Below are 19,679 nucleotides of genomic sequence, written 5' to 3' on the forward strand. Positions count from 1 at the left end.
TTGACGTGCAAGTTCACGTCGAGACGAGGGAGGTCAGCGATGCGACACCACTTGGAGATTCTGGACGAGATGCGCTGGGGCTGCCCGTGCGGCGCCCGAGCCGAGGAGCCGTACGGGCTGTGCCGCAAGTGCCGGGCACGGGCCATCTGGCGCCGCCGGAACGCGCTGGCTCGGCGCATCGCGCGCCGAGGTCGCCGACGCGGAGAGCGGAGGGCGGCATGATGCGCGAGCACTACACCTACGAGATCGCCACCAGTTCCGGCGACGGATGCTGGAAGGTCGCCGTCAGCCGGGCGCACACGTTCACCCGCGACCCCGGATCGATTGCGCGGAGTGTGCTGGAGACCTGGATACTCGAGCGGCGCGGGGACCTGCCCGGCGGGGCACGGGTGATGGTCAAGAGCTGCTTCACGTTGGCCGAGCCGGCCGTGGCCTATGTACGGGTCCGCATCTTCGTCGGGCACGTCATACATCCGGACACACGACCGATCGCTGTCGCATATCTCGCCGATCCGGCGAGCGGGCACAGGACGAGTCGACGGCGTAGAGGGCTGTGGCGGTTGCGGTGGGAGTACCGCCGTCATCTGGCCAGCCGGCGCGACCGGAGCGCGAGGGGTGAGGCGGCATGAGTCTCGCTGTCTCGGTTCCATTTGTTGTGGCGCTCGGCGTCCTGATCCTGCTCCTGCACAAGTTCGCCGGGCTGAAGTGGTGGCACGCCGCGGTCTGCGCTTTGTTCGGGTTCTACCTCGCTGCGTCGACCTTCGCTCCGGCCGTGACCGAGTTCATCAGTCGTGTCGTGCGCCTGGTGTCGGGCTAGGTGGTCGCCATGTTCGACGAGACCAACGAGCTTCGGGCCGTGCTCGCGCTGACGCGACTGGCGTACGCCAACCTGGCCGCTGCCGCTCGCGCCACGTTGGCGGCTGCCGATGAGGGCGAGGCCGACCCGCTCTACTACCTGCGAGACGAGCTGCACGCCGGAGGGTCCCAATGAGCGAGCAGCCGACCGCACCGAAGCCCGACGCAGAGCCACAGCCTGAGCCGGCTGGCGAAGAGAAGCCGAAGCCCAACAACGCTCAAGCGCCCGCGACCATGGCGCCGCTCGTCTTCGCAATCACGATCCTCGCCATCCTTGGCGCGCTCGGGCTTACCCAGCTTGGCTGGCCCGGCATCGTCGCGGTTGGGGTGCTGCTGGTCCTCTACGTCGTGGCCGTCGTGGTGATTCGACTCAGGTGGGGACGGCAACGACGGTGGCGGTTCCCGAGACTCCCGAGACAACGCGGGGCGCGGAACGCTCCGGTTGCTCAAACCCGTAACGGTCGCTCGGGCCGACTCGGCGGAGGGAGTCGAGGCCGCTCGCACGGGAGCACTGGCCAAGGGTCTGCCCAACGCGGCGGCGTCGGATCGAAGCTGCGCGGCTTCGGCAGGAGCAAGCGCCGTAACCCGAGCGACGGCCCGAAGCCACGTGTCCCCTTCACACGAAGGAAGGCCGACCGCAGCAAACCACGGTCCGGAAACGAGCCGAAGCGCGTAACGCCGCCCAAGCAGCGGAACGTGTCCCGGCATCGACAGCCGACACAGCCATCGCGGCAAGCCAAACCGCAACCGGCGAAGCGGACGAGGCCGTTCGGCAACCGGAGCGGCGGGAGCCGATCGAGCGAAACGGGTCGGACGGCAGGGCCTGGCAGATCTGGCCGTGGTTCGGCGGGTGCGCCGCGTTCCGGTGGCTGGCGAAGGGCACGCCGGCCGGGTGCGCCGCGGCAAGCCGCCGGACACAATCCGTCGCCCCGACGCAGGAAGCCAGCGGACAGCCGTCAGAAGACGACCCGAAGACGTCGCGGGCTCCTGCGGCGCGCGTGGGCAGCGTGGCGGAACAGACGCCGCCACAAGCCGCCTGAGCCGGCGCAGGAAAAGACCCAACAGCCCGAACGGACGACAGCACGTCATCGCCCGCCGAAGGCCAAGCCAGGCAAGCCGAAGCGACGCCCGAACGAGAAACCCAAACGAGAGAAGGGAGACACCACTATGTCTACTGCCCCAATCGAGAGCGCGGCCGAAGCAATCATGGCGATCGGCTCGTGGGAACCGGAGAACATCACCGAAGTCGACATCTTCCTACGGGACCTCGGACAGCTGTATGAGGCTCTCGCCACCACTCAAGGGAGCCTCGCGCAGCGGTTCGCATCCGACCTGCCGGTCGGTTCGGCGGTCTCCGACCATCTGAGCGAGCTGGCATCGGCGGCCAGCTCACTGACCGACTGGGCCGGCCAGGCACGCGACATCTTCCGCTCACACCACTCCGAGGAGTTCGAACGGCTGGAGAACCCACGACCGCGAGAGGAGATGTGGGATGTCCGCGCCAACCAGTAAGCCCAGGAGCCGAACGTGGTCGCTCCTGGAGATGCCGTGGCGCTGGTCGGTCATCAGTACACCGATCCTCGCCGCGCTCACCCTCTACACCCTCGGCGCCCTGCTCGACGTCCTGAACGTCCACGTCCTGTACGTCGCCCCCGTCGCACTGTTCGCCCTGTTCGGGACCGTGACCGCAGTACGGCGGACCGATCTCGGCAGCTTCCCGCGCACCTACGCCATCACGGTCGTCGCGCTGGCCGGGCTGTGGCTGATCTGGACATCCGGAACGACGGCATGGTCCAAGACCGCCGTCACGGTGCTGGCCTGCGGGCTCGGCCTGTTCGGGCCGCTGTGGTTCCTCGCCCGCCACTCCGAGCACCGCAAGCGCATGCGCGAAGAGGACGAGCGACGTCGGCAACTCGCCGCGGCCGAGGCGCGGCGCTGGCCCGACCTCCTCGCGATGCTGGGGATGCCAGGCGTCGTGCAGCGGGATCGGATCGAGCACAGCCACGGCTGCTACACCCTCCGGCTGCTGCTGCCGGTCGACGGGAAGGTCAAGTACGCCACGCTGCGGAACAAGACGGAAGAGATCGAGATCGCCGCCGGACTCCGCTACGGCGCGATCTACGTCGAACGTGGGCAGACCGCCGCCGAGGTGTGGCTGCACGTCAACGAGGTCGACATCCTGTCCAAGACGATCCCGCTGCCACGCGACAACGCGCCACTGACCATCAACGAGCCGTTGCCGCTCGGCGTATACGAAGACTCCACCACCCTGGAGGTTCCGATGCAGGGCCGGGCGTCCAAGACCGTCGGCTTGCGCGGGAAGGGCAAGTCGAACCTGATCAACGTCAAGACAGCAGCCTTCACCCGCTGCGTGGACGTCGTGGTGTGGATGATCGACGGCAAAGGCGGGCGTACCGCGCGGCCGTGGCTCCAACCATGGTTCGAAGGACGTACGCACAGGCCGGTCATCGACTGGGTAGCCACCAACCAAGCCGAGGTCGACAAGATGCTCCGGGCCGCCGAGGCAGTGATCGACTACCGGGCCAACAGCGCCGCCGGCGGGGACAAGATCACTCCCACGCCGCAGCTTCCCGAGATCATGATTCTGTGCGAAGAGGTCGCGCTGATCTTCGGCCAACATGACGTCTCCAACGCCGCCAACGCACGGCGTGGGTTGAAGATCGTGCAGCTTGGCCGGTCCGAGGCGGTCAGCGTCGACCTGGTCGCGCAGCGAGGCACGGTCACGATGCTCGGCTCAGGCGATCTCAAGTCGCAGCTTGAGAACACGTTCGGGCTCGGCGTGGCCGACGCCAACGACGCGCGCTACATCTTCGGCGACACCAAGATCGCCGCCGACTTGGCCAAGCTGGAGCATCCCGGCGCCATGCTCGTCCAAGCCGGGCTCGATACGCGCATCCTCCCCGCCAAAGCGTGGTGGGTCGCCTACGAGGAGATCGGCGGACCCGGCGGAATCGCCGAACGGAACACCTACCTCGGCCTGGACCTCGACGCGGGTTCGGCGGCTGCGGCGCAGGCAGCCGGCGGGTACTACAGCCGGTGGAGTCCGGAACGCTCCAGCCACCTCGTTCCCGGCGCGAAGCCGCAACCGCGTCAGACGTACGCGCCGCCGAGCGAGCCGACCACGGCCGAGAAGCTCGGGCTCGAACCGTCCAAGCTCATCCCATCCCCGTTCCGCCGCGACGAGGGGCGGCCGGACCTCCACCTCGTGGAGGGCAGCAAGCCGGACGTGCCGCCCGTACTGGCGGCCGTTCACGAGGTCTTCAAGGCGAGCGGAGCGGACCGACTGCACACGACGCGGTTGCTTGCCAACTCACGTCTTGCCGGGCTGTCCGGTAAGCGGCTCGGGATGCTGCTCACGGCTTGCGGTGTGCAGCCCCACAGTGAGCCGTTCTGGGAGAACGGCGAACGCGGACGCGGCTACCACTACAGCGACATCGCAGCCGCCGTCCAGCGCATCAACGACGGACGCGTCAAGCCGCCCGACTACGCGTACGGCTGGGACGGACCGGCCGAGAACGGCCCAAACGATCCGTGACGCGATCCGTGCACCGACACGGATCGATCCGTGACGGCACACAGATCCGCTCACACATCGAAACACCGTCTGACCTGGTCGAACACCACCGACCGACACATGTCACGGATCACAGGAGGGATGCCCAGGAGGCCCGTTTGAGGGCCAATATCGAGGGTCCGGCCAATCTTCGATCCGTGTGTCACGGATATCCGTGACGGTCCGCGAAGCCAAGAGGAGGGAGGCTGACCATGACCACTCACGACTCAGAAGATCAGCACCACGACAAGGCACTCACGCGAGCCGAATTGCTCGCGCTGCCCGTCATCGTCGACATCGCGACGGCAGCACGCGCGCTCGGGCTCGGCCGCTCGACCGGCTACGAGCTGGCGCGCCGCGGCGAGTTCCCCTGCCGCGTGCTCCGGATCGGGAGCACCTACCGTGTCCCCACCGCCGACCTCCTACGAGTGCTCGGCGTCGAGCCGCCCGACCAGTCGGCAGCGGCATGACTACGTGCCCGAGCGGAAGTCCTCTCGTTCCGCCCACGCGCGGAGATTCTCCAAGTGGGGAAGGAGCTTCCGCCCCTGGTCACTCAGGCGGTAGCCTCCTGAGTGCTCGACCAGTCGCGCGGCACGCAAGTCCCGCAAGCGATGGGTGAGGACACTCGTCGACAAGCCGGCGATCCGCTCGGCAAGCTCGCGATACGTCAAGGCCTCGTCTGAGCGCAGCTCCCACAGGATGCGCAGCGCCCAGCGCTGCCCGAGCACCTCGAACAACTCGAACAGCGGGGCATCCTCGCGCCTTGACTTCCGATGCATACCATCGCAGACTAGTCGTGCATCTGAATTCGATGCAAGATGCATAGCGAGAGGAGAAGGCAGGTGAAAGATCCAATCCGCAAGATCGTCCTGGCGGACAAGAGCGTGCGCTACCGGTTCGTCGTGGACGTCGGGCGGGACGAGAACGGCAAGCGGCTACAGCTCACGCGTACCTTCGACACCCTGAAGGAGGCACGCGCCGAGCTGTCGCGGATACGCCACGAAACCAACAGGGGCGTGTACGTCAAGCCGTCCGAGGAGACGCTGAACCAGTACCTCGACGAGTACCTCAAAGGTGCGACTCGCGGGCTGCGCGTATCCACGGCTACCTCGTACCACGTCGCATTGCAGAGGGCGCGGGATCGGCTCGGGTACAAGCTGCTCCAGGCGATCACCAAGAAGGACGTCGAGGACCTCGTCGATCACATCCTCACGGCCGCCCGGAAGAGCGGCGGCACGAAGGGGACCGGGCTCACGGTTCGGTCGGCGAGGTACACGCTCGGACGGCTCACGGCGGCGCTGGAGATGGCCGTCAAGGAGGGCAAGCTCGCCCGCAACCCGGCGAAGCTCGTCACACCACCCACCGGCCGGCCGAAGGCCCACCCGACGTGGAGCAAGGAACAGGTACGCCAATTCCTCGCCGCTGTCGAGGACGACCGGTTGCACGCCGCCTGGCGGCTGACACTCTACGGGCTGCGGCGCGGTGAGGTACTCGGGCTGCGGTGGTCGGATCTCGACCTGACCGCCAAGTCCCTGACGGTCAGGTGCGCTCGGATCGTGGTCGACAAGAAGGTACGGGTCGAAGAGCCGAAGAGCGAGAACGGGAAGCGCACGCTCCCACTCGACGACGTCCTCGTATCCGCGCTCAGCGACCTACGCGAGCAGCAGGTACGCGACGCCGAGCTAGCGGGTACGGCGTACCAGGAAGACGAGGACGCGTACCTCGTCACGGATGCTCTGGGTACACCAGTGCACCCGAACTGGTACTCCCGCGAGTTCGCAAGGATCTGCGCTCGCACCCAACTGCCGAAGATCCGGCTGCACGACTCACGGCACACAACGCTGAGTCTGATGGAGAAGGCCGGGGTTCCGATCTCGGTCATCAGCAAGTGGGCGGGTCACCACGACGCCGCGTTCACGATGCGGACCTACGTCCACGCGAGTAACGACGACCTTCAGTACGGAGCCGTCGCGCTCAACGACCTGTACAAGATCGCTTAGCGAGATGTGAGAAATTGTGAGACGACCGGACCGTGATACGGTCGGATCACTGCAACGCAAGTCTCTGACCTGCGGAAACGTGGCTCCCGGGGAAGGATTCGAACCTTCGTTGACGGATCCAAAGTCCGCTGTCCTGCCAGGCTAGACGACCCGGGATCAAGGTTGTGCGCAGCTTAGGCTACCTGCTCCACTCTTGCGAGCAACGAGGCCGCCTCTTCGCGGGACCGGACGTGGTGGAACGCGAGGTGGGCGTTGGCCGGGTCGGCCATGGCGCGTGGGTACCTCTGGCGCAGTTCGGCGTGTTGGTTCCAGGACCAGCGGATGATCGAGTCGGTGCCGAAGGGGGCGTAGAGGTTGCTCCACGGCTCGCGGATGCCGTTCCACAGCTCCTCCCGCGTCACCACGCGGCGGACGGTGCGCTTGACGACCTGCCACATCACCGCCGAACGAGGCGGGTCGAGCCAGATGACTGTGTCGGCGCGGGACCAGACGAGGTCCTGGACGCTGCTGTAGTTGCCGTCGATCACCCAGCGGTCACCGGCGACCACCTGCGCGACCGACGAGCGGAACGAGTCCGGCGGGCGGTGGGTCCAGCCTGGGCCGACCCAGTAGACGTGGTCGAGTTCCACTACGGAGGCGCCGATGCGCGACGCGAGGGCGTGGGCGAGGGTCGACTTGCCCGATCCTGCACTACCTATGACGGAAACTCGGCGCATGGTGGAAGATTCTGCCCATGACCTCCGTTCCTGACCAGCCTATTCCCGACGACAACGAGCCCGGCCCCCGTCCTGACCAGCCAGAACAGCAGCCGGAACGCCAACCGGCACCCGAACGCAAGCCGCTCAACGGGGCGGGCTGGATCGGCTTCGGACTGTCCGGCGCCGGGTTTCTGGCCAGCTTGGCCGTCGGCTGGTCGGGGGCGATCCTGGTCGCGGCGATCGGGTTGGCGTTCGCGTTGACCGGGCTGATCCGCACCAATCGCGGGCGGGCGACCAACGGCCGGTACGCGTTCGCCGGGTTGATCCTTGCCGTCCTGACGATCGGGCTCGCGTTCTTCTGGAGCAGCCGCGCGCAGCCCTGCCGGCCGCTGTTGAACGACGAGATCAAGTTCAGCTCCTGCTACAACGACCACGCCGGCATCTTCTAGATGCTCCCCGCAGGCGCACAACCTCCGCCCGAGCTGGTCCACAGCGCGTTCGTCGCCACCCCGCTCACGGCAGAGCTGGTCGACCTCGACCTCGCCGCCTACCTCGCCAGCCCGGACGTCATCCGCGTCCATTCCGACGGCAGGTGGCCGGTCGACGGATTCACGCGGGAGCAGGACGCGAAGCTGATCGCCCGGCACGAGGCCGACCACCGGGCCGGCACGGCGTTCACGTTCGTGCTGCTCGATCCCGCCAGGAGCACCGGCCTCGGCTGCCTCTACCTCAACCCGCTCAGATCCGACGACCGAACGCCCAGGGTGACGTTCTGGATCCGCCAGGACCGCCAGGACACCGACCTGCCGTACGAAGTCGTCCGGGCCACGGACACCTGGCTCGCCAACGACTGGCCCACGACGAGCCACGTCTTCCGCATCCTGCCGGCCGAGCGCGCCTCCAGGGCAGCCCTCGAGCGCGCCGGCCTACGCCAGGTCAGCGTCCGCCAGCCAGAGCAAGAGACCCGGCTGTACCTCTACTACCGACGGCCCTAGCGCAGGACGAGTCAGTACGACCGGCCCACCAGCGCGAGCAGGTCCGGCTCGTCCTCGGAGTCCGGCACCGACCCGTCGGGCCGGATCAGGCAGCGGACGGTCACGGAGCTCTCGCCGAGCTTCGCCTCGCCGGCCTCGCCGACCGATGCCCACGGGATCCGCGCCCAGCCGGTCGAAGCGGCCTCCACGGCCTCCGACAGCGAGGAGACGTCGACGATCGACGCGTCCCGGCGCTCGCGGGCCTCGTTGAACAGCGCGTCCTGGTCGTCAGAGAGCGCCGCGACCACCGACGACGTCACCGACCCGACGGCCACCTGGTCCTTGACACCCACGATCCGCCGTACGAGCGTCGCCTGTCCCTCGGCCAGGTCGCGCGGCCCGATCTCGACCCGGATCGGCACGCCCTTGAGCTCCCAGTCGACCGCGCGCCGCCCGAAGCCGGTGTCGACCCGATCGTCGACCTCGACGCGTACGCCGGCTGCCAGCAGCTCCGCCGCCAGCTTCGATGCCGTCTCGCCCACGCCCTCGCCGGCCTTCACGACCATCAGCACGACCTGCGTCGCGGCCAGCCGTGGCGGGAGTCGCAGCCCGGCATCGTCGCCGTGCGCCATGATCAGACCACCGATCATCCGCGTGGTCGAACCCCACGAGGTGGTCCAGGTGTACTCCTGCACACCGGCGTCCGAGAGGTACTTGATCTCGAACGCCTTCGCGAAGTTCTGCCCCAGCTCGTGGCTCGTGCCCATCTGCAGCGCCTTGCCGTCGCGCATCATGCCTTCGAGCGTCATCGTGTTGATCGCACCGGCGAACCGCTCGTGCACGGTCTTACGTCCGACGATCACCGGCAGTGCCAGCACCTCGGTCATGAAGTCGGCGTAGACGTCGTGCAGGATCGTCCGTGCGTACGCCGCCGCGTCCTCCTGCGTCGCGTGCACGGTGTGGCCCTCCTGCCAGAGGAACTCCGTCGTACGCAGGAACACGCGCGGCCGCAGCTCCCACCGCACGACGTTCGCCCACTGGTTGAGCAGGAGCGGCAGGTCGCGGTAGCTCTGCACCCACTTGGCCATGTACTCGCCGAAGATCGTCTCGCTCGTCGGACGTACGACGACCGGCTCGTCGAGCTGCTTGCCGCCCGCGTGGGTGACGACGGCGAGCTCCGGGCTGAAGCCTTCGACGTGCTCCGCCTCGCGGCTGAGGTAGCTCTCCGGGATGAACAGCGGGAAGTACGCGTTCTTCGCACCGGTCGCCTTGATCCGCGCGTCCATCTCGGACTGCATCCGCTCCCACAGCGCGTAGCCGTATGGCCGGATGACCATCGTTCCGCGGACTGGGCCGTTGTCGGCCAGCTCGGCCTTGGCCAGTACGTCCTGGTACCAGCGCGGGAAGTCTTCTGCCTGCGGGGTGAGCACGCCCTTCTTCGCCATGCGCGAATCCTAGACGCCTGCCGGTGACGGTCCGACCTGTGGACCGGCGCGACTCGGGATCCCGGGGTCGCAGGACGCCGGCCGCGGTCGCTCCGCGAAGCCGGATCGCCGACGCCACACCCGGCGGCATGCCTCGGGTTTGGTCGGAGGTGATCCGGCTCGGTCGCGCGGTGGTGACGTATGGCCGATAGGCGCGACGGCGAAGTCACTCGGCTGATTGCTCATACTCATCGGCCGGCGAGTTCGCGGAGGAGTTCGGCACTGTTGTGATCGGCGGGGAGGAAGGTTTCGATCGCGAGGTTGGCGGCCGTGACCTCCAGCGGTGCGCCGAGCGTGGCGATGATGGTGAAGAGCTTGACGGTGCCGAGGCGTGTACGCAGGTCGAGCGTGACCATCGGCTGGTGGGCGGCGGCGTCGGGCAGGTGGTCTGGGAGGTAGGACTCGACCTCCTCGACAAGGCGTCCGAGTGAGTCGTCGGCGTTGTCGTTGTACTCACGTCTGAGCTGCCGGATCAACGGTGTGCTGCACGCCGCGGTCATGGAGGAGATGCTCGGCAGCCCGTGCGGGTGTACGGCGAGCCGGAGGATGTTGACCGGAGGTTCGAGCAGCGCTTGGTCGACACCGTCCCAGAGCAGCGCGGCCGCCGGGTTGGCCGCGATCAGGTTCCAGAGCCCGTCGACGATCAGCGCGGGGTTGGGCTGGTGCGCCTCGAGCAGGCGATGCAGCGACTCGCGCAACGGCCGCATTACCTCGGAGTCGTAGGGCTGATCGAGGTAGATCGGCGCGAAGCCGCCGGTGAGCAGGAGCCGGTTGCGTTCGGCCAGCGGCAGGTCCATGTGCTGGGCAAGATGCAGCAGGAGCTGGCGGCTTGGCTTGGCCCGGCCGGTCTCGACGAAGCTGAGGTGCTTGGTCGTGAGCTCCGCCTCCAGTGCCAGGTCGAGTTGACTGAGTCTGCGACGCGTACGCCAGTAGCGGATCAGCTCGCCAACGGTCCGCGGCTCCTGTGCGATGTCGTTCCTCACGCCGGCAACGCTACCGGCGCAGCGTCCGGGATCGATTACCAAAGAGGTAATCGACAGGCCGCCGGCCGCCGGTGGACGCTGAGTGCCATGAATACCGAAACGCACCGAACCGACCCACACGAAAACGCCGTCTACACGACCCTGGCCACCTCGTCCGGCAGGGATCGCCGAGCTGTGTCGGACGATGGGCTACTGGACGTTCCGCTCGCGCTCCCGAAGGCGTTGGGCGGCAATGGCGACGGAACCAACCCCGAACAGCTCTTCGCCGCCGGCTACGCGGCCTGTTTCGCCACGTCGATGAGGTACGTGGCACGGCAGATGCGGCTCGACGCCGACGATGTCGCCGTGACCGCACGCGTGAGCCTGGTGGAGAAGAACCCAGGTTCGGGCTACAACCTGGCCGTCTCCCTGACCGTCGACCTGCCCGAGCACCTACGGGGAGACACCGGGGCGAAGTTGCTCGAGGCGACGCACGGGGTCTGCCCGTACTCCAAAGCCACCCAGGGCAACATCCCCGTTGTCATCGGCTTGGCGTAGCTCGGAAGTACGGAAGGAATACGGAAGGAATACCGATGGAGATCGGGATCAGCCTCCCGGCCCTGGTGGACGGTGTCGATCGAGGCACGCTGGTCAACTGGGCGCGACGGTCCGAGGCCGTCGGGTTCGCTTCGCTCAGCGTGCTCGATCGGCTGGTTCATCCGGGCTTCGAACCGTTGATCACACTGGCCGCCTGCGCGACGGTGACGGAACGGATCAGGTTGCTCAGCAACGTGCTGATCGCGCCGTACCGCGCGAACACCGCGCTCCTCGCCAAGCAAGCCGCGACGATCGACGCGGTCGCGGAGGGACGGCTCACCCTCGGCGTCGGAGTCGGTTGGCGCAAGGACGACTACGACGCCAGCGGTGTGCCCTGGAACGGGCGCGGCGCCCGGCTGGACATGATGCTGGCCGAGCTGGCCGGCATCTGGAGCGGTGCCGAACGTGGTTCGGCGGGTGCGGTGGGACCGCTGCCGGCGCGCGGCAACGTGCCGCTCCTGATCGGCGGGCGTTCAGAGGCGAGCTTTCGGCGGGTCGCGCGTTTCGGCATCGGCTGGACACAGGGCGTCGGCGGGCCGGCAGACCTGGCGGCCGGCGCAACCGCCGTACGCCGGCTCTGGAAGCAAGCAGGGCGTGCGGGCCGGCCGCGGATCGTGGTGCTGAGCTATTACGCGCTCGGCCATGACGCCCGGAACGTCGCCGGTAACTACCTGCGCGACTTCTACGCACCATTGGGCGAACACGCAGAGACGATCGCGCGGTCAGCTGTCGTCGACGCGGCGACGGCGCGCCAACTCCGGGACGCCTACGCCGAGGCCGGAGCGGACGAACTGATCTTCGTGCCGACGACAGCCGGCCTGGATCAGCTGGACCTACTGGCGAAGGCCGTGCTCTGAGCCCGGCCGCGGTCACCCATGGCCCACTATGGGGCGATGGGTGACTCCGAGTGCGGCTTCTGCCGGCTGGACCGCTTCCGCGCCGCGGACGTGTACCTCGAGAACGAGCACTGCGTCTTCTTCGCCAGCAGCGATCCGAGCGTCCAGGCGGAGGCCGGGCTCCCGCCGGACGTGCTGCCCGGCTCCGGCGTGGTCGTTCCGATCGTGCATCGCCGGTCGCCGTTCCAGCTCACCGCCGCCGAGTGGGTGGCGACGCACGACCTGCTGGTTCGGGCGCGGGCCGCGCTGCACGAGTGGCTGGCGCCCGACGGCTACACCCTCGGCTGGAACGACCAGGCCCGGCTGCACGCCCACCTGCACGTTCTGCCGCGCTTCGAGGACGAGCCGAAGTGGGACCAGGGCGTACGCTCCGCGGTCAAAGGCACGGACAACCGGCGGCCGGACCCCTGGCGCCCCGGCACCGGCCGCCCGCTGCTCGAGCCGTGAGCGCCGGCCCCGCAGCGCCTACAGCCAGGACACCTTGCCCGCGAGCAGCGCGTACCCGACGAACGAGACCACGTCGAGCAGGGTGTGGGCGAGCACGAGCGGCCAGATCCGGTTCGTTCGCTGCCACAGCCGTCCGAAGATCAGCCCCATGATGAAGTTGCCCACGAACCCGCCCGGCCCTTGATACAGGTGATAAGACCCTCTGATCACCGCCGACAGCAGGAGGCCGGCGTTCTCGGCCCAGCCCAGCTGCCGCAGCCGGGTCAGCAGGTACGCCACGATCAGGATCTCCTCGATCCACGCGTTGCTGAACGCCGACAGGATCAGCATCGGCGTCCGCCACCAGGTGTCGTCGAGCACCGATGGTTGGACGTTCAGGCTGAACCCCGCGGCGTACGAGGCGAGATACAGCCCCAGCCCCGGAAGACCGATCAGTGCCGTCAGCCCCACACCCGACAGCAGGTCGCGCCACGGCCGGGTACGGTCCAGGCCGACCCGCAGCAGCGCGAGACCACCCCGCCACAGCAGGTACAGCCCCAGCGCGCCGAACACGAACCGCCGTCCCGACACGGCCAGTTGCGACAGCAGGTCCAGCAGGCTCGCCTCCGCCTGCGGCGCGTTCAACGCCACCGACTGCTTCGACAACGGCTCCGGCCGCAGGTACGAGTCGACCAGTGACAGCAGGCTGGTCACCGCGGAGTACCCCAGCGTCGCCCCCAGCACCAGGACGATCTCGACCGTCAGCGCGCGCCGCTCCCGCGGCTCGGCGACCCGGGGCGGAGCCGACGGACGCGGAGGGTTCGCCCATCGGCGTAGGACATCGCGCACAGAAGGGGAAACTACCCGGTCTTCCCGGATGTCGGACGGATGCCCGCCTCCGGGTCGGGAAGCCAGGCGCCGGCAGGAAGCTCGAGCCAGTTCGCCGCGGCCCCGAGTTCGCGAGCCGCTTCGAGCAGCGCGGTCAGGCCCGGGTTGCCGGCGTCCTGACGCCAGATCATGCTCCACGGGTACACCGCCGCCGGCTGGACGAGCGGGCGGAGCACGGCACCGGGTACGTCGGGCTGGCTGGCGATCGTCAGCACGGGCATGTCCCACTGCTGCAGGTGGTACGCCAACTCGTCGATCCCGCGGACGTTGGGTCGCGGCGGGAACGCCTCGACGCCGGTGCCGGCGAAGAGCTGCAGCACCGCCTGTTCCCACTGCGCGGACGCGTGGTCGCCGCAGTGCCAGCAGGCGTCGGCCTCGCGCAACAGAGCGAGCGGGATCTCGTCGTACGCCGCGAGCGGATGGGTTTCGCGAAGCAGCACAGCGATCCGCTCATACCTGATCAGCTCCGTCGCAAGCCCCACCGGTGGCTCGCCGCTGACGCCGTGCCAGCGGCCGAACGTCACATCGAGCTGGTGACCGGCGAGCAACGGCAGGGAGGCGTCCAGCCCGCCGTGATACCTGGCGAAGAAGTCCCACCGCTCGACCCGCGAGCGAGCAGCGGCGAGCACCAGTGCCGGCGTGAGCCGCTGACCGACGACGTCGACGAGCAACGACTGCTTCTCCCCACGCAACTCGCGCAGGGTTTCGTCATGCAGGGCGAGGATCTGCCGCGCGCGGACCAGCAACCGCCGCCCGGCAGACGTGAGCTGCACCCGGCGCGTGGTGCGGTCGAGCAGCGGCGTGCCGACCCGCTCCTCCAGCTTGCGTACGTCGCGGCTGAGCGCCTGCTGCGCGACGAACAGCCGCTCGGCCGCCCGCGTGAAGTGCAACTCTTCGGCCACCGCGGCGAAATGACGCAGCAGGCGGAGCTCCAGTTCGTCGGCCATTCCTCTGTCTACCGCATTCACACATCTGCTGTGTAGATCAGGCGAGAACGGGTGTTGGACCTGCCCCGGCGGAGCCACGACGATCAATCGTGAGGAGCTCGTGAGGTGCTCGCCTCGGCACGATCGCATCGAAGGGGTACGAAATGGTGGCTGTCCTGCTGGCCTTGGGTGCCGGTCTCGGCTGGGGAACGTCCGACTTCCTCGGCGGGTTGCGGGCGCGTAAAGTCCCGCTGCTCACGGTCCTGCTGGTGTCGCAGGCCACCGCGCTGGTCGTCCTGATCGGGCTCGTCGCGGCCACCTGGAACGCCCCGCCCGACGGCCGGCACCTGATCTGGGCCGCCGTCGCGGGAGTCGGCGAAGCGGTGGCGATCGCGGCCCTCTATCGCGGCCTCTCGGTCGGAACGATGAGCATCGTCGCGCCGGTGGCGTCCACCGCACCTGTCGTACCCGTCGTGGCGGGGCTGTTCCTCGGCCAGGTGCCAGGCCCGCTGCAGAACGTCGGCGTCGGGCTCGCACTCGTCGGACTGGTGATCACCTCGACCGGCCCCAGAACCGCGGCGGCCAGGATCGGTCCGAGCGTGGGATACGGGCTGCTGGCCGCGCTCGGCTTCGGCGCGTTCTTCCTCGCGCTCGATCAGGCCACCGAGACCGGCCTCCTGTGGCCGTTGCTCCTCAGCCGGCTCGTCTCAGTGAGCCTGATCGCATCGATCGTGGCCGCCCGGAAGACACGCGGGCACCGGCTCGCGCTGAGCCGCTCCGACGTACTCCCGATCGCGCTGATCGGCGTTCTCATCGTCGCTGCCGACTCGCTGTACGCCCTGGCAACCACCCACGGCCTGGTCGGCGTCGTCGCCGTCGTCGGTTCCCTGCACACGGTCGTGACGATGGGTCTGGCCAGGATCTGGCTGAACGAGCGGCTCAGCCGCAGGCAGCAGCTCGGGATCGCGACCTCGCTCTGCGGCGTCCTCGCGCTCGCCGCGTCCTGACGCCGCTACGACTCCTTGCCGTACAGCAGTCGGGCGATGTCGGGAGCGAACCGCACCTCGGAGTCGTCCTCCGGCGCGTATCCGATCACCTCACGCGCGTTCGTGATGCTCCAGAACGTGCGCGCGTTCCCCGAGACGCCGTAGAAGATGTGGAACGGCACGCCGTACTTGTCCTCGATGGACTGCGTCTCGATCGACTTCACGAACAGCTGCCGCAGGTCGCGCTCGGAGATGTAGCCGGCCAGCTCCCGGATGTACCGCTCGCGGGGCGCCGACTCGAAGTTCGCGGCGTCGATCTCGCGCGGCACCACGATCCGCAGCTGGATCACCTCGAGCTTCGTCCCCAGGCTGCCGCAGGCGTACAGGAAGCCGAGAGACTCGTACGCCGCCTTCGCCCAGCCGTAGAACGTGTCGGGCCGCGGGTAGTCCTCGGGCGTCACGCGGTCACGCAAGCCCTGGTAGAACGGCTGCTCGTACCACTTCGCCGCCTGGTTCGTGCTGGCCGCCACCACGCGCGGCACGCCGTTGTCCACAGCCGCCTGGTAGACCAGTTGCATCAGGTCGACGTTGCGCCGCTCGGCCTCGTACCGCGGCTTGCCGACGCCCGGGCTCCCAGCCGAACGGTCGCTCTCCGGCGGCCGGTAGTACGCCGAGTGCACCACCACGTCGACGCCGGAGAACAGTGCCGCCAGCTCCGCGTCCGTGGCCGAGAGCAGGTCGACCACCTCCACGCCCTCGACCGGCTTGCCGTCCCGGTCGGTGGAGCGGACGTCGACCAGCCGCAGGTCGTAGCGTTCGCGGAACTCCGGCAGCAGCTGGCTCGCGATGTACCCGGTCGCTCCTGTGAGCAGCACACGTGTCATGGCTCGCGAGCCTACGGTGGTATGCGCCCTCAGGCGGAGAGGTAGCGCGCCAGAACGCCGGATTCGGCCCGCAGCCGTTCGGCCGCGTCCGTCCGGCCGTGCGCCTCGGCGTGCTCCAGCGCCGCGGCCCGTTCGTCGGCGTCCGCCCGGATGACGGCGAGAATCTCGGCCTCGGTCAGCTCCCGGCGATCCACCTCGCCCACGCCGACGCCGACCGCGCCCAGCGGTGCCACGCTGCGATCCTCCGCCGGCGCCTCCACCGCCTCGGCGTTGGCGATCGCACCGAGCAGCGAGCGGATCGTGGAGCTCGCCACCCGGTCGCGCGCCTTCAGCGCCGTCTTCAGATCGGCCTGCAACTGGTCTCGTACGGACATGTCAGATCCGTCTACCCAACCGGGGCGAGGATCTCAACCCGGTTTCCGTTGCCGTCCGCGGTGTAGAACCGGCGGTAGCCCGGAAACAGGTCGTCCCACTCGACGGGGAACCCGGCGTCCTCGACCTGTGCGGCCAGGCCGTCGATGTCGGAGACGACGAACGCCGGATGGGCCTTCTTCGCCGGCCCGAACCCCTGCTCCACGCCGACGTGCACCTCGGCGTCGCCGGTGGCCGAGCGGAACCATGCGCCGCCCCGCGCTGCCAGCGCCGCCGGCTTCTCGACCTCCACCAGCCCGAGCGCACCGGCGTAGAACGACCGGGCCGCGGCCTCGCCGTCCGGCGGGCACGACACCTGAACGTGATGCAGCCTCACGCCTGGCCCTCGGCGTCCGGAGCGAGGTTGAGCTTCATGCCGAGGTGACTGCCCACGAAGCCGAGCCGCTCGTAGAACCGGTGTGCGTCCTCGCGCTGCAGGTTCGACGTCAGCTGCACGCGCATCGCCCCACGCCGCCGCGCCTCCTCGATCACCCACTCCATCAACGTCCGCCCGATCCCCTGGCCGCGCAGGTGCGTGACCGTACGGACCGACTCGACCTGCGCGAACAGCGGCCCGCGGTAGATCAGGTGCCGCAGGAACGTGACCTGGCACGTCGCCACGATCTCGGTGCCCAGTTCGCCGACCAGCAGCAAGACGTTCGGGTCAGCGGTGATCTCCTCGAACGCCGAGACATACTCCGGCGCCACCGGCGAGCCGTCGGCCGGGTAGTCGTCGGCCAGCGCGTCGCTCACGCCGGACCGGATCGCGTCGGCCGCGAGCATCCGGATGATCGCCGGCAGGTCCTCCGGCGTCGCTTCCCTGACCAGCAGCTCACCCATCACGCATCCGTTTCGTTCGGCTTCTGGGCAACGGCGAAGATCCGCCGGTACGGCAGCACGGTGCCGTACGGCCTTGGTGGGTACGCCTCCCGCAGCCTCTCACGGTAGGCGTCCTCGAACGCGCTCCTGGTCTCGTCGTCGGGCAGCGCCTGGAGGTACGGCCGCGCGCCCGTGCCCTTGATCCACTCCAGCACGGGGTCCTCGCCCTGCAGGAGGTAGAGATACGTCGTCTCCCACGCGTCGACGACGCAACCGGTCCGCTCCAGCGCATCCAGGTAGATCGCCGGGTCGTAGGAATGGGGTACGCGCAGCTCGCGGCCGGTGAAGTGCTCGGCGAACGCGGGCGAGCTGGCCAGCTCGACCAGCAGCCGGTGGCTCGGCTCCTGGAAGTTGCCCGGCACCTGGAACGCGAACCACCCACCGGGCACGACCTGCTCGACGAGTGACGGGAGCAGCTCGAGGTGGTCGTCGATCCACTGCAGCGTGGCGTTGCTGATCAGCAGGTCGACGGGCTGGCCGGACTTCCAGTCGCGCAGGTCGCCGACCTGGAACGACAGCCGGCCGGCCTGCTCCAGTCGCTTGGCCGACTCGATCATCTGGGGCGAGGAGTCGATCCCTTCGACATACGCGTCCGGCCAGCGGTCGAGCAGCGTCTCGGTGAGGTTGCCCGGCCCGCAGCCGAGGTCGACGATGCGTATAGGCGAGTCGGCGCCGACCCGGGCCATCAGGTCGTAGTAGGGGCGTGCGCGCTGGTCAGCGAACCGGAGGTACTGCTGGGGGTTCCACTCCACGGTCGTCATGCCTGCTCTGTGCCTTCCCATTTGTCTTGACGTCGAGATAAGTTGTATCTCGACGATTGTCTTGATGTCAAGATTCTTGACCGAAATCTGGGCTCGGTAAGCTGGACCCCGTGGACAGTGTCAATCACCCGGCGGCCGCTGAGCAGGCGCTGGGAACAAGCGGTCAGGGCGCAACCGACGAGGTCGACCGCCTGGTCGCGGCCTGGCGGCGAGAGCTGCCGGAGCTCGACGTGTCGCCGTTCGAGGTGCTGTCCCGGATCAGCCGGCTGGCGCGCCACCTCGACCGGGCGCGGCGCCTGGTGTTCGCGGCGCACGACCTCGAGCCATGGGAGTTCGACGTGCTGACGGCGCTGCGGCGAGCCGGCACGCCGTACGAGCTGTCGCCGACCCGGCTGCTCACGCAGACGCTGGTCACCAGCGGCACCATGACCAACCGGATCGACCGGCTGACCAGCAAGGGGCTCGTCGAGCGACTGCCCGATCCCGCCGACCGGCGAGGTGTACGCGTCCGGCTGACCCAGGCCGGGCAACAGCGGGTGGACGCCGCACTGGCCGGGCTGCTGGAGCACGAGCACGCACTGCTCGCGGGCCTCCCCGACGACGACCGGCGAAACCTGGCCGGTCTCCTGCGCCGCCTGGTGATCCCGTTCGACGAACGCACGCACTGAGCCGGGCGCTGCTGCCCGCGCTGCCACTGGATCGGCCACCCTCAAGGACTACGGCATCCGCCGGTCGGCGAACCAGCCCCAGGCGACGTCATCTGACGCTCTCACGTGGCCGTTCGCGGTGAGTGGATCGCCAAGCTGCCGTACCACTGGGTCACGACACAAGGCATGATGAGGGCGTGCAAATCTCGGCACGAGCGGACTACGCCGTCCGCGCAATGTTGGAACTGACGGTCGCACCGGCGACGGTGACCGCGCAGGCGCTCGCCGACGCGCAGTCCTTGCCGTACAAATTCACCGAAGCGATCCTCGCCGACCTCCGGCGAGCCGGGCTGGTTCGCAGCCAGCGCGGCGCGGAGGGGGGCTACACACTCAACCGGCCGGCAACCGAGATTTCGGTGGGCGATGTGCTGCGCGCGGTCGACGGCCCGCTGGCGGGAGTTCGGGGGATGCGACCTGAACAGGCGCGTTACGCCGGGGTAGCCGAGCATTTGCAAACGGTGTGGGTTGCGACCAGGGCGGCTGTTCGCCGCGTACTGGACGAAACCAGCCTTGCCCAGGTCGCCACGGGCGACCTACCCACGCACGTCCGCGAGCTGCTCGACTCCCCCGACGCTTGGAAACCGCGGTGATGCCAGAGCGTTGTGCAATTCCGCGCACTTTTATCGTGCGCTCACGCTCTGCGTCCGGGGAGGACCTCAAGTACCTATCACTGGGGACCTTGGTCCCGTTACCGCGCGTCGTTTTCTTTCGTTGAGGGCCGTTACGCCGGTTTTCGGGAACAGGCCGGCGACCGTGCCGGTTGCGGGCTGA

General features: G+C 68.5%; 26 protein-coding genes and 1 tRNA gene. 15 read left to right on the top strand and 12 right to left on the bottom strand.

Annotated features, from left to right (window positions below; genetic code table 11):
* The first annotated feature begins 218 nt into the window (after window positions 1–218).
* From ACYVF6_RS36850 to ACYVF6_RS36875, 6 genes are all read left to right on the top strand, one after another.
* On the top strand, window positions 219–629 hold the full coding sequence (locus ACYVF6_RS36850; RefSeq protein WP_460528417.1) for a hypothetical protein: 411 nt from the start codon (window positions 219–221) through the stop codon (window positions 627–629).
* Window positions 626–817 carry a hypothetical protein gene (locus ACYVF6_RS36855; protein ID WP_460528420.1) on the top strand — a complete coding sequence of 64 codons (192 nt, stop codon included), beginning with the start codon at window positions 626–628 and terminating at the stop codon, window positions 815–817. Before ACYVF6_RS36850 ends, ACYVF6_RS36855 begins: the two co-directional genes overlap by 4 nt.
* A gap of 9 nt (window positions 818–826) precedes the next feature.
* Window positions 827–991 (top strand): hypothetical protein, encoded by a 165-nt coding sequence (locus ACYVF6_RS36860; RefSeq protein ID WP_460528423.1) that lies wholly within the window; start codon window positions 827–829, stop codon window positions 989–991.
* Between the two features lie 1,031 nt (window positions 992–2,022).
* Window positions 2,023–2,367, top strand: coding sequence for a hypothetical protein (locus ACYVF6_RS36865; RefSeq protein ID WP_460528425.1), 345 nt, complete (start codon window positions 2,023–2,025; stop codon window positions 2,365–2,367).
* A complete protein-coding gene (locus ACYVF6_RS36870) occupies window positions 2,348–4,411 on the top strand; it encodes a hypothetical protein (protein ID WP_460528427.1) in 2,064 nt (687 codons plus the stop codon). Before ACYVF6_RS36865 ends, ACYVF6_RS36870 begins: the two co-directional genes overlap by 20 nt.
* 230 nt (window positions 4,412–4,641) lie before the next feature.
* Window positions 4,642–4,899: a helix-turn-helix domain-containing protein gene (locus ACYVF6_RS36875; protein ID WP_460528429.1), complete on the top strand. Its 258-nt coding sequence runs from the start codon at window positions 4,642–4,644 to the stop codon at window positions 4,897–4,899.
* Here the strand turns inward: ACYVF6_RS36875 and ACYVF6_RS36880 are convergent, their stop codons facing one another.
* Window positions 4,900–5,208: a winged helix-turn-helix transcriptional regulator gene (locus tag ACYVF6_RS36880; RefSeq protein ID WP_460528431.1), complete on the bottom strand. Its 309-nt coding sequence runs from the start codon at window positions 5,206–5,208 to the stop codon at window positions 4,900–4,902. It abuts the gene before it with no gap.
* Between the two features lie 63 nt (window positions 5,209–5,271).
* Here ACYVF6_RS36880 and ACYVF6_RS36885 point away from each other — a divergent pair, with 63 nt between their 5' ends.
* Window positions 5,272–6,429, top strand: coding sequence for a tyrosine-type recombinase/integrase (locus ACYVF6_RS36885; RefSeq protein ID WP_460528433.1), 1,158 nt, complete (start codon window positions 5,272–5,274; stop codon window positions 6,427–6,429).
* A gap of 80 nt (window positions 6,430–6,509) precedes the next feature.
* Here ACYVF6_RS36885 and ACYVF6_RS36890 read toward each other — a convergent pair.
* A tRNA-Gln gene (locus ACYVF6_RS36890) sits at window positions 6,510–6,585 on the bottom strand.
* Between the two features lie 17 nt (window positions 6,586–6,602).
* Complete coding sequence (locus tag ACYVF6_RS36895) at window positions 6,603–7,145, bottom strand: P-loop NTPase family protein (protein WP_460528435.1); 543 nt, start codon at window positions 7,143–7,145, stop codon at window positions 6,603–6,605.
* A gap of 17 nt (window positions 7,146–7,162) precedes the next feature.
* On the opposite strand from ACYVF6_RS36895, the gene ACYVF6_RS36900 reads away from it, so the two are divergent.
* Both ACYVF6_RS36900 and ACYVF6_RS36905 read left to right on the top strand, forming a co-directional pair.
* The gene (locus ACYVF6_RS36900; protein WP_460528437.1) at window positions 7,163–7,576 is read left to right on the top strand and encodes a hypothetical protein; all 414 of its coding nucleotides are present in this window, start codon (window positions 7,163–7,165) and stop codon (window positions 7,574–7,576) included.
* The gene (locus ACYVF6_RS36905) at window positions 7,577–8,122 is read left to right on the top strand and encodes a GNAT family N-acetyltransferase (RefSeq protein ID WP_460528439.1); all 546 of its coding nucleotides are present in this window, start codon (window positions 7,577–7,579) and stop codon (window positions 8,120–8,122) included.
* An 11-nt stretch (window positions 8,123–8,133) separates the two neighbouring features.
* On the opposite strand, the gene proS is transcribed toward ACYVF6_RS36905, so the two are convergent.
* Complete coding sequence (gene proS / locus ACYVF6_RS36910) at window positions 8,134–9,546, bottom strand: proline--tRNA ligase (RefSeq protein ID WP_460528441.1); 1,413 nt, start codon at window positions 9,544–9,546, stop codon at window positions 8,134–8,136.
* 227 nt (window positions 9,547–9,773) lie between these two features.
* Complete coding sequence (locus ACYVF6_RS36915; protein ID WP_460528443.1) at window positions 9,774–10,568, bottom strand: helix-turn-helix domain-containing protein; 795 nt, start codon at window positions 10,566–10,568, stop codon at window positions 9,774–9,776.
* Window positions 10,569–10,655: 87 nt separating this feature from the next.
* Here ACYVF6_RS36915 and ACYVF6_RS36920 point away from each other — a divergent pair, with 87 nt between their 5' ends.
* From ACYVF6_RS36920 to ACYVF6_RS36930, 3 genes are read left to right on the top strand one after another with little or no spacing between them, the layout of a single operon-like run.
* On the top strand, window positions 10,656–11,105 hold the full coding sequence (locus ACYVF6_RS36920; protein WP_460528445.1) for an OsmC family protein: 450 nt from the start codon (window positions 10,656–10,658) through the stop codon (window positions 11,103–11,105).
* Window positions 11,106–11,140: 35 nt separating this feature from the next.
* On the top strand, window positions 11,141–12,001 hold the full coding sequence (locus tag ACYVF6_RS36925) for an LLM class oxidoreductase (RefSeq protein WP_460528447.1): 861 nt from the start codon (window positions 11,141–11,143) through the stop codon (window positions 11,999–12,001).
* 36 nt (window positions 12,002–12,037) lie between these two features.
* A complete protein-coding gene (locus ACYVF6_RS36930) occupies window positions 12,038–12,487 on the top strand; it encodes an HIT family protein (protein ID WP_460528449.1) in 450 nt (149 codons plus the stop codon).
* Between the two features lie 18 nt (window positions 12,488–12,505).
* Here ACYVF6_RS36930 and ACYVF6_RS36935 read toward each other — a convergent pair whose 3' ends face one another.
* Both ACYVF6_RS36935 and ACYVF6_RS36940 read right to left on the bottom strand, forming a co-directional pair.
* Window positions 12,506–13,315: a CPBP family intramembrane glutamic endopeptidase gene (locus ACYVF6_RS36935; RefSeq protein ID WP_460528451.1), complete on the bottom strand. Its 810-nt coding sequence runs from the start codon at window positions 13,313–13,315 to the stop codon at window positions 12,506–12,508.
* A gap of 11 nt (window positions 13,316–13,326) precedes the next feature.
* Window positions 13,327–14,301: a LysR family transcriptional regulator gene (locus ACYVF6_RS36940; RefSeq protein ID WP_460528453.1), complete on the bottom strand. Its 975-nt coding sequence runs from the start codon at window positions 14,299–14,301 to the stop codon at window positions 13,327–13,329.
* A 143-nt stretch (window positions 14,302–14,444) separates the two neighbouring features.
* Here ACYVF6_RS36940 and ACYVF6_RS36945 point away from each other — a divergent pair, with 143 nt between their 5' ends.
* On the top strand, window positions 14,445–15,287 hold the full coding sequence (locus ACYVF6_RS36945) for a DMT family transporter (RefSeq protein WP_460528455.1): 843 nt from the start codon (window positions 14,445–14,447) through the stop codon (window positions 15,285–15,287).
* Between the two features lie 5 nt (window positions 15,288–15,292).
* Here ACYVF6_RS36945 and ACYVF6_RS36950 read toward each other — a convergent pair whose 3' ends face one another.
* Genes ACYVF6_RS36950 through ACYVF6_RS36970 form a run of 5 tightly spaced genes read right to left on the bottom strand, consistent with a single transcriptional unit; the run spans window position 15,293 to window position 18,201 of the window.
* Window positions 15,293–16,150 carry an NAD-dependent epimerase/dehydratase family protein gene (locus tag ACYVF6_RS36950; RefSeq protein ID WP_460528457.1) on the bottom strand — a complete coding sequence of 286 codons (858 nt, stop codon included), beginning with the start codon at window positions 16,148–16,150 and terminating at the stop codon, window positions 15,293–15,295.
* 29 nt (window positions 16,151–16,179) lie between these two features.
* A complete protein-coding gene (locus tag ACYVF6_RS36955; RefSeq protein WP_460528459.1) occupies window positions 16,180–16,524 on the bottom strand; it encodes a GatB/YqeY domain-containing protein in 345 nt (114 codons plus the stop codon).
* 11 nt (window positions 16,525–16,535) lie between these two features.
* Window positions 16,536–16,898, bottom strand: coding sequence for a VOC family protein (locus ACYVF6_RS36960; RefSeq protein WP_460528461.1), 363 nt, complete (start codon window positions 16,896–16,898; stop codon window positions 16,536–16,538).
* Window positions 16,895–17,401, bottom strand: coding sequence for a GNAT family N-acetyltransferase (locus ACYVF6_RS36965; protein ID WP_460528463.1), 507 nt, complete (start codon window positions 17,399–17,401; stop codon window positions 16,895–16,897). The genes ACYVF6_RS36960 and ACYVF6_RS36965 overlap by 4 nt, the downstream gene beginning before the upstream one ends.
* Window positions 17,401–18,201, bottom strand: coding sequence for a class I SAM-dependent methyltransferase (locus ACYVF6_RS36970; RefSeq protein ID WP_460528465.1), 801 nt, complete (start codon window positions 18,199–18,201; stop codon window positions 17,401–17,403). The genes ACYVF6_RS36965 and ACYVF6_RS36970 overlap by 1 nt, the downstream gene beginning before the upstream one ends.
* A 149-nt stretch (window positions 18,202–18,350) precedes the next feature.
* On the opposite strand from ACYVF6_RS36970, the gene ACYVF6_RS36975 reads away from it, so the two are divergent.
* Window positions 18,351–18,869, top strand: coding sequence for a MarR family winged helix-turn-helix transcriptional regulator (locus tag ACYVF6_RS36975; RefSeq protein WP_460528687.1), 519 nt, complete (start codon window positions 18,351–18,353; stop codon window positions 18,867–18,869).
* A gap of 176 nt (window positions 18,870–19,045) precedes the next feature.
* Entirely contained in the window at window positions 19,046–19,498 is a 453-nt protein-coding gene (locus tag ACYVF6_RS36980; protein WP_460528466.1) for an RrF2 family transcriptional regulator, read from the top strand.
* The last annotated feature ends 181 nt before the right edge of the window (window positions 19,499–19,679 follow it).

It is taken from the genome of Flindersiella endophytica (assembly GCF_054779015.1).

Excerpts from the sequence above, each read along its gene's own strand:
- ACYVF6_RS36850 (WP_460528417.1), top strand. The coding sequence starts at position 219 with ATGATGCGCGAGCACTACACCTACGAGATCGCCACCAGTTCCGGCGAC.
- ACYVF6_RS36855 (WP_460528420.1), top strand. The coding sequence starts at position 626 with ATGAGTCTCGCTGTCTCGGTTCCATTTGTTGTGGCGCTCGGCGTCCTG.
- ACYVF6_RS36860 (WP_460528423.1), top strand. The coding sequence starts at position 827 with ATGTTCGACGAGACCAACGAGCTTCGGGCCGTGCTCGCGCTGACGCGA.
- ACYVF6_RS36865 (WP_460528425.1), top strand. The coding sequence starts at position 2,023 with ATGTCTACTGCCCCAATCGAGAGCGCGGCCGAAGCAATCATGGCGATC.
- ACYVF6_RS36870 (WP_460528427.1), top strand. The coding sequence starts at position 2,348 with ATGTCCGCGCCAACCAGTAAGCCCAGGAGCCGAACGTGGTCGCTCCTG.
- ACYVF6_RS36875 (WP_460528429.1), top strand. The coding sequence starts at position 4,642 with ATGACCACTCACGACTCAGAAGATCAGCACCACGACAAGGCACTCACG.
- ACYVF6_RS36880 (WP_460528431.1), bottom strand. The coding sequence starts at position 5,208 with ATGCATCGGAAGTCAAGGCGCGAGGATGCCCCGCTGTTCGAGTTGTTC.
- ACYVF6_RS36895 (WP_460528435.1), bottom strand. The coding sequence starts at position 7,145 with ATGCGCCGAGTTTCCGTCATAGGTAGTGCAGGATCGGGCAAGTCGACC.
- ACYVF6_RS36900 (WP_460528437.1), top strand. The coding sequence starts at position 7,163 with ATGACCTCCGTTCCTGACCAGCCTATTCCCGACGACAACGAGCCCGGC.
- ACYVF6_RS36905 (WP_460528439.1), top strand. The coding sequence starts at position 7,577 with ATGCTCCCCGCAGGCGCACAACCTCCGCCCGAGCTGGTCCACAGCGCG.
- proS (WP_460528441.1), bottom strand. The coding sequence starts at position 9,546 with ATGGCGAAGAAGGGCGTGCTCACCCCGCAGGCAGAAGACTTCCCGCGC.
- ACYVF6_RS36920 (WP_460528445.1), top strand. The coding sequence starts at position 10,656 with ATGAATACCGAAACGCACCGAACCGACCCACACGAAAACGCCGTCTAC.
- ACYVF6_RS36925 (WP_460528447.1), top strand. The coding sequence starts at position 11,141 with ATGGAGATCGGGATCAGCCTCCCGGCCCTGGTGGACGGTGTCGATCGA.
- ACYVF6_RS36930 (WP_460528449.1), top strand. The coding sequence starts at position 12,038 with ATGGGTGACTCCGAGTGCGGCTTCTGCCGGCTGGACCGCTTCCGCGCC.
- ACYVF6_RS36940 (WP_460528453.1), bottom strand. The coding sequence starts at position 14,301 with ATGGCCGACGAACTGGAGCTCCGCCTGCTGCGTCATTTCGCCGCGGTG.
- ACYVF6_RS36945 (WP_460528455.1), top strand. The coding sequence starts at position 14,445 with ATGGTGGCTGTCCTGCTGGCCTTGGGTGCCGGTCTCGGCTGGGGAACG.
- ACYVF6_RS36950 (WP_460528457.1), bottom strand. The coding sequence starts at position 16,150 with ATGACACGTGTGCTGCTCACAGGAGCGACCGGGTACATCGCGAGCCAG.
- ACYVF6_RS36955 (WP_460528459.1), bottom strand. The coding sequence starts at position 16,524 with ATGTCCGTACGAGACCAGTTGCAGGCCGATCTGAAGACGGCGCTGAAG.
- ACYVF6_RS36965 (WP_460528463.1), bottom strand. The coding sequence starts at position 17,401 with ATGGGTGAGCTGCTGGTCAGGGAAGCGACGCCGGAGGACCTGCCGGCG.
- ACYVF6_RS36970 (WP_460528465.1), bottom strand. The coding sequence starts at position 18,201 with ATGACGACCGTGGAGTGGAACCCCCAGCAGTACCTCCGGTTCGCTGAC.